The organism is Planktothrix prolifica NIVA-CYA 540 (genome assembly GCF_963864145.1).
GTDB lineage: Bacteria > Cyanobacteriota > Cyanobacteriia > Cyanobacteriales > Microcoleaceae > Planktothrix > Planktothrix agardhii.
Genome location: NZ_CAWLTW010000001.1, coordinates 2,858,701 through 2,875,295 on the forward strand (window position 1 = coordinate 2,858,701; position 16,595 = coordinate 2,875,295).

Sequence of the window (16,595 nt, forward strand, 5' to 3'; positions counted from 1 at the left end):
GCAAAAAATCCAATTCCCATTGTTGGCGGGGTTTAGATGCTGATTGTCAGAATAATGGGCGTGTAGTAAGATAACTGGGAGTCAAGAAGTTGTCAAACTCGAACTAGATAAAATCTTGTTAATTTTGCCTGTTTAGCCCAATTCAAGAACACTAAACCCAAATTGCCCTTATTGCTGAGAATATGTCCCCCCAAGCCTCTCAAGATCAAGCGACAACTAATCCTATCTCCAATGTCACCAAATTTTGGGCAAGTGTAAAGGCGATCGCAGCCCCCTATTGGTATCCGACTATAACGGGGGGAAGAGCTTTTTCCGATGTGATTAAATCTTGGGCAATGCTGATTTTATTAATCGGGATAATTCTAACCGTTGTGGGTTTAAATGCCTTGAATAGTTTTGTGAGTAATTATTTAGTTGATGTCATCATTGCCAAGGATAATTTTGATAAATTTGTCAAAACTTTGGTGGTTTTCGCGGTTGGACTGCTCTTTGTTACACTTTTGGTTGGATTGCTTAAATTTCTCAGAAAAAGAATCGCTCTGGATTGGTATGAATGGCTCAATAGCTGGATTCTAGCAAAATATTTCAGCGATCGCGCTTATTACAAAATTAATTTTAAATCCGATTTAGATAACCCAGATCAACGCCTATCCCAGGAAATTGAGCCAATTACCAGTAACGCCCTCAGTTTTTTTACGGTTTGCCTAGAAAATGTCCTAGAGATGATCACTTTTTTAGTGATTCTCTGGTTAATTTCCCCTTTTGTTGCCATTCTTTTAGTCGTTTGGACAGTCATCGGTAACGCCATTGCTATCTATCTAAACCAAGCCTTAAATAAAATTACCCAAGAAGAATTAGAACTTAAAGCTAATTACAATTATGCTCTAACTCATGTTCGGACTCATGCGGAATCAATCGCTTTCTTTGATGGAGAAACCCAAGAATTAAGTATTATTCAGCGTAGATTTAATAATATTTTGAACAGTGCTAAACGTAAAATTGATTGGGAGAGAGGCACAGAAATATTTAATCGGGGCTATCAGGCGGCGATCCAAGTATTTACCTTTGTCATTCTAGGGCCTTTGTATATGAATAGTGATGGCATTAGTTTCGGACAGGTCGGGCAAGCCTGTTTAGCAGCTAATTTGTTTGCTAGTGCGCTAGGGGAATTAATCGGTGAATTTGGGACTTCAGGACGATTTAGCAGTTATGTTGAACGTCTATCGGAATTTTCTCAAGCCCTAGAAGAAGTCGTTAAACAACCCGAAAATGTAAGCACGATTAAGACCATCGAAGAAAACCATTTTGCCTTTGAAAATGTGACTTTGCAAACTCCCGATTATGAACAGGTAATTGTTGAAAACCTTTCCCTTTCTGTTCAGCCTGGGCAAGGTCTATTGATTGTCGGGCCGAGTGGTCGGGGTAAAAGTTCCTTGCTTCGGGCGATCGCTGGTTTATGGAATGCAGGAACAGGCCGATTAGTGCGTCCCCCCCTAGAAGAAGTATTATTTTTGCCCCAACGTCCCTACATAATATTAGGAACCTTGCGAGAACAGTTACTTTATCCCAATCGCAATCAAGAAAAAAGTGAGGCAGAATTAAGAGAAGTTTTACAACAAGTCAATCTCCAAAATCTGCTAAATCGAATCAATGGTTTTGATACAGAAGAGTCTTGGGAAAACATTTTATCTCTAGGAGAGCAACAACGTTTGGCTTTTGCCAGGGTATTAATTACCCGTCCCAGTTTTACTATCCTAGATGAAGCCACCAGTGCTTTGGACTTCAAAAATGAGGGGAATTTATATCAGCAATTACAAAAAACTAACACAACTTTTATTAGTGTCGGACATCGGGAAAGTCTCTTTAACTATCATCAATGGGTTTTAGAACTCTCTGAGGATTCCCATTGGCAACTGCTCACAGTTCAGGACTATCGCCGACAAAAAGCTGAAGAAATTAGTAGTGTTCCTGGCGATAATTCTCAAGCTAGAGTCGAAAACTTACCTCATCAGCAAGCCGCAATGAAACCTCAAATTAATTCTTCCCAGGAACTCCTCCTTGAATCTCCAACGACAACAATCCTGACAGAAGAAGGACTTTCCCACGCACAAATGACGAAATTAAGCAACTATTCCGTCAGTAGTATTAGAAACCTAGCCAGTCGGGGAAAATCCATTACGGGAAATGATGGACTTACCTATCACTATGATAAAGACCCTAAAATCTTAAAATGGCTAAGGATTTAGCCGATACAGGGATAGTTAAAAACAACGTCAAACCATCACATTAATTTAGGAGCAAAAATGACTCTAACTTTAGTTAACGAAAAAGAATTAAGCTGTTACGCATTTAAACTTGATAACCTAGCGAGCGAGGACGCTCGCACTACAAGGGTTTTACGATTTCCGAATCACCAATTTAGGTGCTTAACAGCTTATTACAGGAAATAGTTCTTTCCTCCTCAAATTGTTGAATTTTAAAATCTAAACTTTCTTGTAAAGGATTAGGTAAAGTCATCATTCTGTCAATAATTTGAAACAGCTTGATAATCTTTTCTCTCGTTAAGCCCCGATCATACAACCCTCGAATTAAAGACCACTTCCAAGTTCTACGGCGGAGAGGATGTCAACAGAAAAGTATTAATCAAGATTGGCAGTAATTTTTCCTTTAATAGCTGAAATTGCGACAGTTCTAGGGGAAGCCAAATAATTTTTAGCGGTAGGGTCGCCACTACGTCCTTTAAAATTACGATTGGTGGCATAGACTCCCGTTTCTTCCTTGTCTAATACTCCCTTTCCTGAATTAATACAAGCTCCACAACCAGATTTGAGCAGTTGCGCCCCAGATTCTTCAAAAATAGCAAGATAGCCCAATTCTTCGGCTTTTTGACGTACCTCCATCGAAGCTGGCACTACAAATAAATCTACTCCCTGGGCAACCTGACGATCTTTTAAGACAGCCGCCGCTTGGGCGAGATCGTAGAGTTTTCCGCCAGTACAAGAGCCGATGAAGGCTTTGGTGATGGGAACATCTTCTAATTGACTAATGTTAACTACCTGATCTGGTTTAGGGGGACGGGCAACCTGGGGTTCCAAATGGCTCAGATCGAATTTATAAACAGCTTCATACTCGGCATCGGGGTCAGCGATCGCGTCTTCAAACCCAATTGGTGTGCGACTGGTAACATAATGGTTTGTCACCTCATCCGCCGCAATTAAACCACACATAGCACCACATTCAATGGCCATATTAGCCAAGGTCAGGCGTTCATCTAAGGGCAATTGTTCAATGATAGAGCCACGAAATTCCATAACTTTACTGGTGGCTCCCCCACAGCCCAATTTGCCTAGAATAAACAAGATAATATCCTTGGCACTAATCTGAGGAGGAAGGGTTCCCGATAACTCAAACACCAGGGTTGGCGGGACTCGTATCCACATATCCCCCATTGCAAAAATATTGGCCATATCTGTAGTTCCAACCCCTGTGGAAAAGGCTCCTAAAGCTCCATAGGTACAGGTATGGGAGTCCGTTCCTGCAATGATCATTCCAGGGCGAATAAATCCTTTTTCTGGCAACAAAACATGACAGATACCAGCCGCTTCCCCTGGGGAAACCAGATCAAACAGATGACAGCCTTGAGCTTGGGCAAATTTGACCATCTGCTCGTACATGACAGGGGCTTTGTTATCAATGCGAATGTCATTAATTTGAATAAAGTGATCAGCGACTAACACCACCCGTTGCGCATCCCATAATTGGGCAGTTTTCCCATAATTGTCATAAAATACCTTTGCGACCGAACTAGCCACCGCATCATGGGATAAAGCCAGATCAATCTTGGCAAACACCCCTTCTCCTGGTTTCACATAATCATTGCCTGAAGCTTTGGCTAACATCTTTTCCACCCTGGTCATGGGACGGGCAGGGGTGACACTAGGCGGAATTTTAACCTCTCCTTGACGACGCTTTTGATTAAAGGCCATTAATCCCCCAGCAGTGGCGATCGCTTCTACCACAGGGTTTTGTTCCGTCTCCCCAATAATTTCTAAGGGGAGTCCAATATTAATACTATTGCGATAGAAAATTTCGGCGAACGATCGCGCTTTAACTTTTTTGATGCCAGCCGCTTTTAGGGCAATGGGGGCAATTTCTCGACTTGATCCACAGCCAAAATTATTCCCTGCTTCGATCTCATCATATTGTAGTAGTTCTCCCACGCCAATGATGTGTTCTAAAGCATATTGTTTTAAGTGGTCTGGATCATCATTAGTCCCTCTTTTAGCGGGAATAATATCGTCAGTATTAATATCATTTCCCAGGTACAGGATTTTGTTAGCATCAGTCATGGATTAAACTCCTTATTCAGTAGGTTGTTCAAGGGAAATTTCTTCAAGGAATAGGTCAACGAGGGTAGCCGTATTGACCAAAGTTTCGTGGTTTTGAGGGAACAAATCGGCGGTGCGGTATCCTTTGCCTAACAGTCGCTCCTGGGCCTTGAGAATCCGTTGGGCTGCCTTGATTTCTCCCCATTGTTGTAGCATCAAAACACAACCCGCTAGAGTACCCAGGGGGTTGGCAATGCCCTTGCCAGCAATATCTGGGGCAGTTCCATGAATGGCTTCATACATCCCCAAACCCTGGTTATTGAGACTGGCCGATCCCAATAATCCAATTGAACCTACCAACGCTCCACCAATATCACTGAGAATGTCCCCAAACATATTCCCTGCCAAAATGACATCAAATTGTTGGGGATTGAGAACCAGTTGCATGGCTAAGTTATCAACGAGCATCGGAGATACTACCACATCAGGAAAATTGGTAGCTTCCTCTTGTACCAATCGAGTCCAAGGAATCTGAGGTAGGGCATTTTCTTTGTGGGCAACGGTAAGTAAACCCCGACGTTCCTGGGCTTTTTGGAGGGCGATCCTTGCAATACGACGAATTTCTTCATCGTAATACCACATAGTGTGATAGCCGTAGGCTCCCTTTTCATCCGTACCCCGACCTGCTGGGCCAAAATAGATGCCACTGACCAATTCTCGAACGATTAAAATATCGAGGGCTTGCACTTTCTCAGGTCGCAGACTGGATGTATGCAGTAAACTTGGGCAACTGCGAATGGGTCGCAGATTAATAAAAAAGTCGAAGTGCCTCCGTAGTTCTAGAAGTCCCCCTTGACTTACTGCGCCAAAGACAATGCCATCAGACCCTTCACACTGTTGGCTAGTTTCTGGGGGAAAAGTACTACCTAATTTTTCTAAGGCCATTCCACCGAGCCAGCCATAGTTTATCGTTAAGGCAAATCCCTCAAGTTGGGCAACTTGGCGCAGAATGGTTAAAGACGCTTCGACGACTTCAGGGCCAATACCTTCTCCTGGGATGGCGACGATACGATAGGATGATTTACTCAAAGGTTCCATTTTTCCATAACTCCACTACCTCTTCGGCGGTAAAATACCGTTCTTGTTCTACAGCCAAGGTTTTGATCACAGAGCGCATTTTCTCGTATTGTTCCTTGGGTTGGGGATGATTGAGTTCTTTTTCAAATAAATAACGGAAATTGCTCGCACCACTCCATTTTCCAAAGAGAATCTCAATCGTGTTGTGGGGTAAGACAGCATAACTTTTAGGATCGCTGAACAAAGACTTAACATGAATGCCAGATTCATGGCGTTGTGCTTGTTGGGAGTAAGGAGCGGCGGGACGAATGCCTTGTTGTTCCATATAATCCAGAACTGGGGCGATCGCCTCATAGTTAATGCCTTCGACTTCAATGCCAAAGCGAACTTTTAAGCCGTTTAATACCTGTTCAATGGCAACATTCCCAGAACGCTCACCAATGCCGCCAAAGGTTCCCGAAACGATGGTCGCGCCTGCCATCACTGATTGGAGGGTATTTTCTAAAGCGAGGCCTAAATCATTATGGTAGTGTACTCCTAGATTGACCCCTGTGGTACTTTGCAAGAGATCGTTAACCCAAATATAACTTTTTTCGGGACTGAGAACCCCAACGGTATCAGAGAGGTAAAAGTCTTCAACATAAGGACTGAAGGTACGCAAACACTCAACCAAAAAGTCAAAATCGGCCCTTGAGGCATCCTCGATCGCAAATTTTACCCTTAATCCTGCTTCCTGAGTTGCATAGCGTAAATGGTTAACAATTTCATCAATGGCATTTTGACGGATTCGGTTAATAATGTGGTCAGGAATGTGATCATCAATGGTCTTTCCTTGAAACTCTTTCATCTGAGAGATTTCCCGATCGCGTAGAAAAAGTAAGCGATCAGAGAGTCCTTTAAAAAGTACGATCTGACCAAGATCACAGTCTTTAGCTATATTTATAAAGTCCTTTTTGATCGGGGTGGCAGCCACAATTTGATGCTTTAATCCTTGCGCTACTAAGGTTTTGACTAATTTTGTTTCGTCATCACAAACACAAGGCATTATTTCGATCTCAGACACCCCTGTTTGGGCAATTAAATGAGCAAATTCCTGTTTCATTTCATAGGGAAAGAATAATCCAGCTTGTTGTTCCCCATCTCGTAGGGTCGTATCTGAAATTTTAATAGGAAGAGTTTGCATTTTTTCCTCTAGTTCATTACAATTACCACAGATGCTTGCCGATAAGTCGATTGACTTACGGCATTGATGTTACTATCAATGTTGAATGTTGACAATTGAGGTTGATAAGAGTAGATTTATCTGAGGCTTTTGTTACCCCGTCAGGTAACGACTTTTTAAGCGATCGCCTTTTAACCTGGCCCCCTTTGTGTAATTATTGTTTAAGCTCCTGTGGACTTCTAGTTCATGACTTCTCTACTCTAAGGATTTTCCTCCATGTTCAAGCAATCTATCCACCAGTTATTTGAAACCCAAGTTGAACGCGCACCAGAAGCAGTGGCCGTCCTTTCAGAACAAGGGCAATTGACCTATGAGGAATTAAATACTAAAGCGAATCAACTAGCCCATTATTTGCGAACCCTGGGGGTTAAGTCCGAAACATTGGTGGGACTTTGTGTTGATCGCTCCCTAGAGATGGTCATTGGCTTATTGGGTATTCTCAAGGCGGGAGGAGCATATATTCCGCTCGATCCAACTTATCCCAGGGAAAGATTGACCTACATGGTGCAGGATGCTCAAATATCCGTGTTGGTCACGCAAACGCAATGGTCTAACTTAATTTCCGACTATGAAGGACAGGTAGTTTGTTTAGATAGTCAATGGGCAAAAATTGCCAGTTGTAGTCAAGAGAATCTGATTAATACGGTAAATCCTGAGAATTTAGCCTATGTCATCTATACATCGGGATCAACGGGAAAACCCAAGGGGGTAATGATTGAACACCAATCCTTGGTAAACTTCACTAAACTAGCGATCGCTCAATATCAGGTAACTAAACGCGATCGCACTCTTCAATTTGTCTCTATCAGTTTTGATGTGGCCGCAGAGGAAATCTATGTTACTCTTTGTTCTGGTGCTACCTTAATCTTACGAACTGAAGAAATGATCAGTTCTATTCCTTCATTTGTTCAAAAATCCCAAGATTGGCAAATAACTGTTTGGAGCTTACCCACCGCTTACTGGCATTTATTAGTCAATGAATTAGTTAAGAGTAAAATGGCATTACCAGACAGCTTGCGATTAGTCATTATCGGCGGAGAAAGAGTTCAACCAGAATTGGTGAGAATGTGGTTTAAAAATGTAGGAAATTTTCCTGAATTAATTAATGTTTATGGCCCTACGGAAGGGACAATTGCGGTAAGCCTTTGTCGCCTATCACAACTAACAGAAAGTCAACGCAACAGGACAGAAATTCCTATTGGAAAGAGTTTAGGAGAAAATATTTCAGTTTATGTTTTAGATGAAACCTTAAAAACCGTTCCTCCTGAAACACCAGGAGAAATTTATATCGGGGGTACTGCGGTTGCCAGGGGTTATTTGAATCGTCCAGAATTAACTGCTCAAAAATTTATTCAAGCTCCCTTTAGCCCCTCAGAAAGATTATATAAAACTGGAGATTTAGGCAGATATTTAGCCGACGGTAATTTAGAGTATTTAGGAAGAGTCGATCATCAAGTTAAAATCAACGGTTTTAGAGTTGAATTAGGAGAAATTGAAACCGTTTTACTTCAACATCATCAAGTCGCTCAAGCCGTTGTTATTGATCGAGAAGATCCTCTGGGAAATAAAAGATTAGTTGCTTATCTTGTTCCCCATTCAACCGAGGAAAATTTAACCGTAACTCTGCAACAATTTTTGAAGAATAAGCTTCCGAGCTATATGATTCCTGCGACTTTTGTTGTATTAAATGAGTTGCCCCTTAGTCCCAATGGAAAAATTGATCGTAAAGCTTTACCCATACCAGATTATGACGGGAACGAACGTCAAACTCCCTTTATTGCCCCTCGTAATCAACAAGAAGAAAAATTAGCAAATATTTGGCATCAGGTATTTGGATTAGAAAAAATTGGGGTCAATGACAACTTTTTTCACTTGGGGGGACATTCCCTAATTGCCACACAAATTTTATCTCGAATACGGGATATTTTTGAGATTGAAGTTTCCTTTAAAAAATTGTTGGAGAATCCCACAATTGGAGATTTAAGTCAAACAATTACAGAGCAACAGCAAGATAAAAAAACAACTAACTTTAAAACAATCAAGCCTATTGCACGGGACGGTTATTTGCCTGTTTCTTTTGCTCAAGAAAGAGTTTATTTTATTGAACAATTAGCACCTTCTGTCACCGCCTATCAATTCCAAGAAAGTTTACGCATTAAAGGCTTTTTAGATGTATCTATTTTAGAAAAAAGTATCAGTGAAATTTTGCGTCGTCATGAAATATTCCGCACCACATTTCCAGCCGTAGCAGGAAAACTGGTACAAGTCATTCATCCACCTGAACCTGTTAGATTACCAGTCATTGATTTACAAAATGTTTCCAAAGATCAACAAGAAGCAGAAGTCGAAAAATTGACTGAACAGGCAGTCCATAAACCCTTTGATATTAGTCAATTACCGTTAATACATTGGACATTATTAAAATTAAATGAACAAGAATGGGTATTAATTCATGTGGAACATCACATGGTACATGATGGCTGGTCATTTAATTTATTTTTAAAGGAATTAGTCACCCTTTATCAAGCTTTTTCTCAAGGAAAACCTTCTCCATTAAGTGAACCTTCCTTACAGTTTGTGGACTTTGCTCATTGGCAGCGAGAATGGACGAAAACAGAGGAAGCAACAACACAACTCAACTATTGGCATCAAAAATTAGCGGGTAGTCCTCCTCTATTGGAATTACCCTATGATCGTCCTCGGTCAACCGAGCAAACCTATGGGGGAGCAAGAGTACGGGTAGATCTTCCTTTAGATGTTTGTCAACCTCTAAGAAGCCTAAGCCGCCAAGAGGGGGTAACGCTTTTCATGAGTATGTTTGCAGTCTTTGTGGCGCAAATTTATCGCTATACAGGCCAAGAAGACATCTGTGTGGGTTCTGGAGTGGCTAACCGACGGTTGCGGGAGACAGAGGGACTTATTGGCATGATTGTCAATAATATCGTGCTTCGTACTGATGTTTCGGGAAATCCCACTTTTAAACAACTGTTAGAGCAAGTACGTCAAGTTACCCTAGAAGGTTATGCCAATGAGGACTTACCTTTTGATAAAGTCGTCGAAGTGTTAAAACCCGTTCGTCATTTAAGTTATAATCCTTTATTTCAGGTGATGTTTAGTTTCCATGATGCTCAGTTACCTGATTTGAATTTGCCTGGATTGAGCATTAAACCGAATGATGCCCTTGCTAATAATTCGGCAAAATTTGATTTAGATATTGTGGTTATTCCTCGTTCTGAGCAACGAGTTGGACGTAATTCGGTCACAGAAACAAAGGGAATTGAAACCGAAGGAATTACGATGGTTTGGGAATATAATACGGGACTCTTCGAGGAATCTACTATCAACAGAATGGTCGAAGATTATCAAACCCTATTACAAGGGATTTTAGCTAATCCCAATCAAAGACTATCTCAATATTCCCTGTTAACAGAACAACATAAACATCAGTTATTAGTAGAATGGAATAACACTCATCATGAGTACGAGGAAGTTAACGGAATCCATCAACTTTTTGAAGAACAAGTCAAGAAAACACCAGAGGCGATCGCTGTTGTATTTGAGGATAAATACCTCAGCTATCAACAATTAAACGAACAAGCAAACCAACTTGCTCATTATCTCCAAACATTAGGAGTTAAACCTGATAACCTAGTGGGGATTTTCCTGGAACGTTCCTTAGAAATGTTCATTGGACTATTAGGAATACTCAAAGCAGGAGGAGCCTATCTACCCCTAGATCCTACCTATCCAGAAGATAGATTAGCCTATATGGTTAATGATGCTCAAGTTTCTATTGTGGTTACTTTAGAAAAATGGGCAAATTTAAAAACTCAACAGACACTTCAATGGGTTTGTTTAGATAGCCAAAAAGATATTATTGCTCAACAAAATAGTAATAATATCAATGTTGCCATAGAAGAGAAAAATCTTGCCTATGTCATCTATACATCAGGCTCTACGGGACAACCCAAAGGAGTCTTGATTGAACATCAATCCTTGATTAACTTTACCAAAAGTGCGATAGAAAAATATGAAATAACGGAACAAGATACGGTCTTACAATTTGCTTCCATTAATTTTGATGCTGCGGCTGAAGAAATTTATCCCTGTTTAAGTTCTGGGGGAACCTTAGTTCTGAGAACAGAAGAAATGATGAAATCTGTCTCAGCATTTATACAAGAATCTCAGAAAAAAGAAGTAACAATTTGGGATTTACCCACCGCTTACTGGCATTTATTAGTCAGTGAAATTATTCAAGAAAATCTCCCATTACCGCCATCTTTAAGATTGGTAATTTTAGGGGGTGAGCGAGTGTTACCAGAAAGGGTAAAAATGTGGCAGGAATATGTGGGACAATATCCCCAATTAGTTAATAGTTATGGCCCCACAGAATCCACCGTTGTCTCTACCCTACACTATCTGGAAGAAAGCCCTATTAATCAAGCAGAAATTCCCATCGGAAAACCCATTAATAACGTCCAAGTTTACATATTAGATCAATACTTACAGCCGATGCCCATTGGTGTACCTGGAGAACTTCATATCGGGGGTTTAGGGATAGCAAGGGGTTATTTAAACCGACCAGAATTAACGGTCGAAAAATTTATAGATAATCCTTTTAAAGCAGGAGAAAAACTCTATAAAACAGGGGATTTAGTCCGCTATAAATTCAACGGTAATTTGGAATTTTTAGGACGCATTGACTCTCAAGTTAAAATTCGGGGTTTTCGCATTGAATTGACTGAAATTGAAACAGTCTTAAATCAATATTCATCCATCAAACAATCGGTAGTTATTGCCAGGGAAGATAGTCCAGGGATTAAGCGATTAGTTGCCTATATCGTAGGGAATAAAAATCAAAACAAAATCGAAGAAATTCGCTATTATCTTAAGCAGAAATTACCGCCTTATATGGTTCCCTCTGCTTTCGTTTTCCTAGAAGAAATTCCCATCACTACTAATGGAAAAGTTGACCATCGTGCCTTACCTATTCCAGAAACGACTTCCTCGTTAGAAAGCGAGTTTACTGCTCCTAAAACACCCATAGAAGAACGTTTAACCGCAATTTGGGCTGAGGTCTTAAGACTGGAAAAAGTTAGTATCCATGATAACTTCTTTGAACTGGGAGGGGATTCAATTATTAGTATTCAGATGATTTCCAAGGCGAATCAAATAGGATTACAATTAAGTCCTAAGCAACTTTTTCAGTATCAAACTATTGCAGAATTAGCTACCGTTGTCGGAATAGATAAGCAAATAAAAGCTAATCAAGAATTAGTCACAGGAATTATCCCTTTAACGCCCATTCAACATTGGTTGTTTAAGCAAGATTTACCTGATGTTAATTACTTTAATCAATCAGCATTAATTGAAGTTCCAGCAACAGTAAACCCAGAACGATTAAAACAAGTTATACAAGCATTATTGAATCATCATGATGCTTTGCGGTTGCATTATCTTCAAGAAGATGAAAGTCTAACTCAAATTAGTGGTACCACAAAAGATGCAATACCTTTAGAGGTAATTGATTTATCACAACTGTCTCCAAACGCGCAAAAAACAGCAATTATGGCCAAAGATGAAGAAACTCAAAGGAGTCTAAACCTAACCACAGGAGATATTGTCAAAGTTGTTTTATTTAACTTAGGAAATGAACAACCAAGTCAATTACTCATCGTAATTCATCACTTAGCGATCGATGGAATTTCTTGGCGCATTTTACTTGAAGATTTAGCTACAGCTTATCAACAAATTAGTCAAAGTCAAGAAATTAAATTACCACTAAAAACCACTTCATTTCAAGATTGGTCTAACCAATTAGTCACCTATAGTCAATCTGAAAAATTAAAACAAGAAAGGGATTATTGGATATCCCAATTAACAAAAGAAATTGCTTCTTTACCTATGGATTATTCTGGGACAAAAGAGAGTAATCAGTTAAGTTCGGCAAAAGCCATTAACCTATTTTTAAATGAAGAAGAAACTCGTGGATTATTGCAAGATGTTCCTGGTGTTTATAATACCCAAATTAACGATGTCTTGTTAACTGCTTTACTGGAAAGTTTTAGCCAATGGACAGGAGAAAAATCTTTAATTGTTGACTTAGAAGGCCATGGACGAGAAGATTTATTTGAAGTAATAGACTTGTCTCGTACTGTTGGTTGGTTTACCACCCTATTTCCAGTGCGACTAGAAGGGAGTAAAACGGGACAACTTCCAGAAACCTTAAAATCAGTTAAAGAGCAACTGCGTCGTTTACCCAATCGTGGTATCGGTCATGGCATTTTGAAGTATTTGTCTAAAGATCAAGAGGTTAAAAAGGAATTTGAGAACTTAGTCAAAGCACAAGTTAGTTTCAATTATTTAGGTCAATTTGATCAGGTACTATCGGCATCAGGAGTTTTAGGAGAAGTCAAAGAATGGAAAACGGAACGAAGTCTTGTGGGAAACCGCAGTCATTTGTTAGAAATTAGTGGATTAATTCGTTCCCAGAAATTAGAAATGCAATTTGTTTATAGTGAGAAAGTTCATCAACGAGAGACCATTGAAAGATTGGCAAATGGATTTATGAGCGTCTTAAAAAGTCTAATTATTCACTGTCAGTCGTCCAAGGATAAAGGTTATACACCATCAGACTTTTCTGCTGCTCAAGTTAGTCAAGAACAGCTAGATAAATTCCTGTCCAAAATCAATCAAAAGAAAGGTAAAACGAGGTAATTTTGATGAACAACATTGAAGATATTTATTCTCTCTCTCCAATGCAACAAGGTATGCTCTTTCATACCCTTTATTCCCCAGAGTCTGAGGTTTATTTTGAGCAGCTAGTTTGTACTTTGAAAGGACAATTAAATCTTTCATTTTTTCAACAGGCTTGGCAAAAAGTTGTGGCCAAATATCCTGTGTTAAGAAGTTCTTTTCATTGGGAAGAAATTGAAAAGCCTCTGCAAATGGTCAGTCAGAAAGTAGAATTACCTTGGATGGTTTATGACTGGAAACATTGGGATAATTTACAACAAAAAGAAGCGTTAGAGTCGTTTTTGAAAAGCGATCGCGCTTCAGGGATTGAACTTGATCAAGCACCTTTAATGCGTTTTGCTTTAATACAGTTAGAAACCGACAGTTACCAATTTATTTGGAGTCATCATCATATTCTCTTTGATGGTTGGTCAATGCAGATCATTCTTCAAGAGGTTTTTGATTTATATGAAAGTTATAATCGAGGTGAATCTTTACAATTAAAATCCTGTCATCCCTATCGGGAATATATTAGTTGGTTACAGCAACAAGATAGTTCTCAAGCTCAGAAGTTTTGGCAACAAAGACTTAAGGGGATTGAAGCACCTACACCTCTGGTTGTTGATAAATTGATTGATAATAAACCCCAAGAAGAGGCTTATCAAGAAATACCTTTTAAGTTATCTTTTGAGATTACAAACCAATTACAATCATTGGCACAAAAACATCATTTAACCCTTAATAATTTAGTGCAAGGAGCTTGGGGTTTACTGCTTTCCCGTTATAGTGGAGAAACGGATATTGTTTTTGGCGCAACGGCATCTGGACGCACGAGTGAGTTAGCAAATATTGATACAATGGTTGGGCTATTTATCAATACCTTACCAGTGCGATTACAAATTTCTGGGAAAGAGGAATTAATTCCTTGGTTAAAAGCATTACAAAGTCAGCAATTTGAACAAGAACCCTATACTTATTATTCCCTAGCTGATATTCAGAAAAATAGTGATATTCCGCCTAAAATGTCTTTATTTGAAAGTATTTTGGTATTTGAAAATTATCCCGTAGATTCCTCGAAAAATGCTCCGCAAAGAACCTTAGAAATTACCGATATTCGGTGTTTAGAAAGAACAAACTATCCTTTGACAGTTGTGATTATTCCTAATGTAGAATTATCAGGAAGAATTGTCTATGATACCCGTCGCTTTGAAGCGGAAACGATTGAGCGTATGATTGGACATTTGCAAACCTTATTAGCAGGAATGGCGAATCATCCAGAACTACGTCTTTCTGAATTTTCATTATTAACTAAAGCGGAAGAAGAACAATTAATATTGGCAGAAAATCAAAATGATTCCCTGATCAAAACTATTGACTATCAATGTATTCATCGGTTATTTGAGAAACAGGTAGAAAAGACTCCTAATGCGATCGCGATCGTTTATAAAGATGAACAATTAACCTATCAAGAATTAAACCAAAGAGCTAATCAATTAGCCCATTATTTACAATTTCTAGGTATAAAATTAGAGGATAAAATAGGGGTTTGCATTGAAAGATCACCTTTAATGGCGATCGCAATTTTAGGGATTCTTAAAGCAGGAGGAGCTTATTTTCCTTTAGATTCTGCTTATCCAGTTGAAAGATTAGCTTTCATGCTCGAAGATGTAAAATGCCCCATACTTTTAACTCAAACTCATTTATCTAATCAATTACCAGTTGATGATATTAAACAGGTTATTAATATCGAATCAGAATGGAAAAATATTAGTCAATATTCCTCTGACAATTTATTAACTCAAGTTACTCCCAATAACTTAGCTTATATTATTTACACGTCAGGTTCAACTGGAACCCCGAAAGGAACAGAAATTCCTCATCGTAGCTTCATCGGTTTTATGTTTGGGGTTAATTATATTAAGCTGGGGGCTGACAATATTTGGCTACAACATTCTTCAATTTCTTGGGATGCTTTAACTTTAGAATTGTGGACACCATTGCTTTATGGGGGGCGTTGTGTGCTTTATCCAGACAATATTACGACTCCTGAAAACTTGAGCAAAATTATCAAAGAAGAAGGGGTTAATATTCTCTGGCTGACTTGTGCTTTATTTAACCTAATTATTGATACAATGCCAGAAGCTTTATTAGAAGTTAAACAATTAATAATAGGAGGAGAAGCTTTATCTGTTTCTCATGTTCGTCGTGCTTTAAATTTATTACCACAAACACAAATTATTAATGGTTATGGCCCTTCAGAATGTACTGTATTTACCGCTTGTTATGTGATTCCAAAACAACTCGATCAAAATGTCAATTCAATTCCCATTGGTAAACCGATTGGAGATAGAAGAGTTTACTTACTTGATCAGAATTTACAACGAGTTCCGATCGCGGTTCCTGGGGAAGTTTACATAGGCGGAAAAAGTGTTGCCAGGGGTTATTTGAATCAGCCAATATTAACTCACGAAAAGTTTATTGATAATCCTTTTGTTGATGGAGATACTCTTTATAAAACAGGAGATTTAGTGCGTCGTCTGAGCGATGAAAATCTAGAATTTTTAGGACGTATTGATAATCAGGTCAAAATTCGCGGTTTTCGCATTGAATTAGGGGAAATTGAGACGGTTTTAACTAATTATTCTGAAATAAGGGAAGCGATTGTTACAATACGAGAAGATCAACCTGGAGATAAATCTTTAGTTGCTTATATTGTTCCCCATAATCATCAATTAACTACTCGTGATGTCAGAAATTTTCTGAGTCAAAAGTTGCCTAATTATATGATTCCGAATGCTTTTGTCTTTTTAGACAAATTTCCTCTCACTCCTAATGGTAAAATTAATCGTCTTGGTTTACCTGCTCCCAATATTTCTCAGCAGAATTTAGGGATTGAATTTGTTGCTCCTCGGACTTCTACAGAACGGGAATTAGTAACAATTTGGATTGAGGTTCTACAGTTGACAAAAGTAGGAATATATGATAATTTTTTTGAATTAGGAGGTCATTCTTTACTAGCAACTCAACTGATTTCTCGATTAAAAGAAACCTTTGAAATTGAGTTTCCTTTCCGCTACTTATTTGAAAATCCTACCATTAGCCAACTAGCAGAGAAAGTTGTTAACCAACAGATTGAACTAGCAGAAGGTGATGAATTTGCGCAAATCTTAGGGGAGATTGACGAGTTATCTGAAGATGAAGTGGCACAACAATTATTTTTATGATTTTCAAGT

Annotated in this window: 6 protein-coding genes; 3 read left to right on the top strand and 3 right to left on the bottom strand. The window is 39.1% G+C overall.

Annotated elements, in window-relative coordinates; genetic code table 11:
* Positions 1 to 182: 182 nt before the first annotated feature.
* Positions 183 to 2,246: an ABC transporter ATP-binding protein/permease gene (locus AC559H_RS12885; RefSeq protein ID WP_026795617.1), complete on the top strand. Its 2,064-nt coding sequence runs from the start codon at positions 183 to 185 to the stop codon at positions 2,244 to 2,246.
* A gap of 393 nt (positions 2,247 to 2,639) precedes the next feature.
* Here AC559H_RS12885 and AC559H_RS12890 read toward each other — a convergent pair whose 3' ends face one another.
* The 3 genes from AC559H_RS12890 to AC559H_RS12900 are packed head-to-tail and all read right to left on the bottom strand — an operon-like array spanning position 2,640 to position 6,588.
* Entirely contained in the window at positions 2,640 to 4,349 is a 1,710-nt protein-coding gene (locus tag AC559H_RS12890) for an aconitase/3-isopropylmalate dehydratase large subunit family protein (RefSeq protein ID WP_026795616.1), read from the bottom strand.
* A gap of 12 nt (positions 4,350 to 4,361) precedes the next feature.
* The gene (locus AC559H_RS12895; protein ID WP_026795615.1) at positions 4,362 to 5,426 is read right to left on the bottom strand and encodes an isocitrate/isopropylmalate dehydrogenase family protein; all 1,065 of its coding nucleotides are present in this window, start codon (positions 5,424 to 5,426) and stop codon (positions 4,362 to 4,364) included.
* Positions 5,410 to 6,588, bottom strand: coding sequence for a hydroxymethylglutaryl-CoA lyase-like TIM-barrel protein (locus tag AC559H_RS12900; RefSeq protein ID WP_026785824.1), 1,179 nt, complete (start codon positions 6,586 to 6,588; stop codon positions 5,410 to 5,412). The genes AC559H_RS12895 and AC559H_RS12900 overlap by 17 nt, the downstream gene beginning before the upstream one ends.
* A 255-nt stretch (positions 6,589 to 6,843) precedes the next feature.
* Here AC559H_RS12900 and AC559H_RS12905 point away from each other — a divergent pair, with 255 nt between their 5' ends.
* Complete coding sequence (locus AC559H_RS12905) at positions 6,844 to 13,344, top strand: non-ribosomal peptide synthetase (RefSeq protein WP_026795614.1); 6,501 nt, start codon at positions 6,844 to 6,846, stop codon at positions 13,342 to 13,344.
* Between the two features lie 5 nt (positions 13,345 to 13,349).
* The gene (locus AC559H_RS12910) at positions 13,350 to 16,586 is read left to right on the top strand and encodes a non-ribosomal peptide synthetase (protein ID WP_026795613.1); all 3,237 of its coding nucleotides are present in this window, start codon (positions 13,350 to 13,352) and stop codon (positions 16,584 to 16,586) included.
* Positions 16,587 to 16,595: the final 9 nt, after the last annotated feature.

Coding starts and splice junctions, on each gene's coding strand:
- AC559H_RS12885 (WP_026795617.1), top strand. CDS start 183: ATGTCCCCCCAAGCCTCTCAAGATCAAGCGACAACTAATCCTATCTCC.
- AC559H_RS12890 (WP_026795616.1), bottom strand. CDS start 4,349: ATGACTGATGCTAACAAAATCCTGTACCTGGGAAATGATATTAATACT.
- AC559H_RS12895 (WP_026795615.1), bottom strand. CDS start 5,426: ATGGAACCTTTGAGTAAATCATCCTATCGTATCGTCGCCATCCCAGGA.
- AC559H_RS12900 (WP_026785824.1), bottom strand. CDS start 6,588: ATGCAAACTCTTCCTATTAAAATTTCAGATACGACCCTACGAGATGGG.
- AC559H_RS12905 (WP_026795614.1), top strand. CDS start 6,844: ATGTTCAAGCAATCTATCCACCAGTTATTTGAAACCCAAGTTGAACGC.
- AC559H_RS12910 (WP_026795613.1), top strand. CDS start 13,350: ATGAACAACATTGAAGATATTTATTCTCTCTCTCCAATGCAACAAGGT.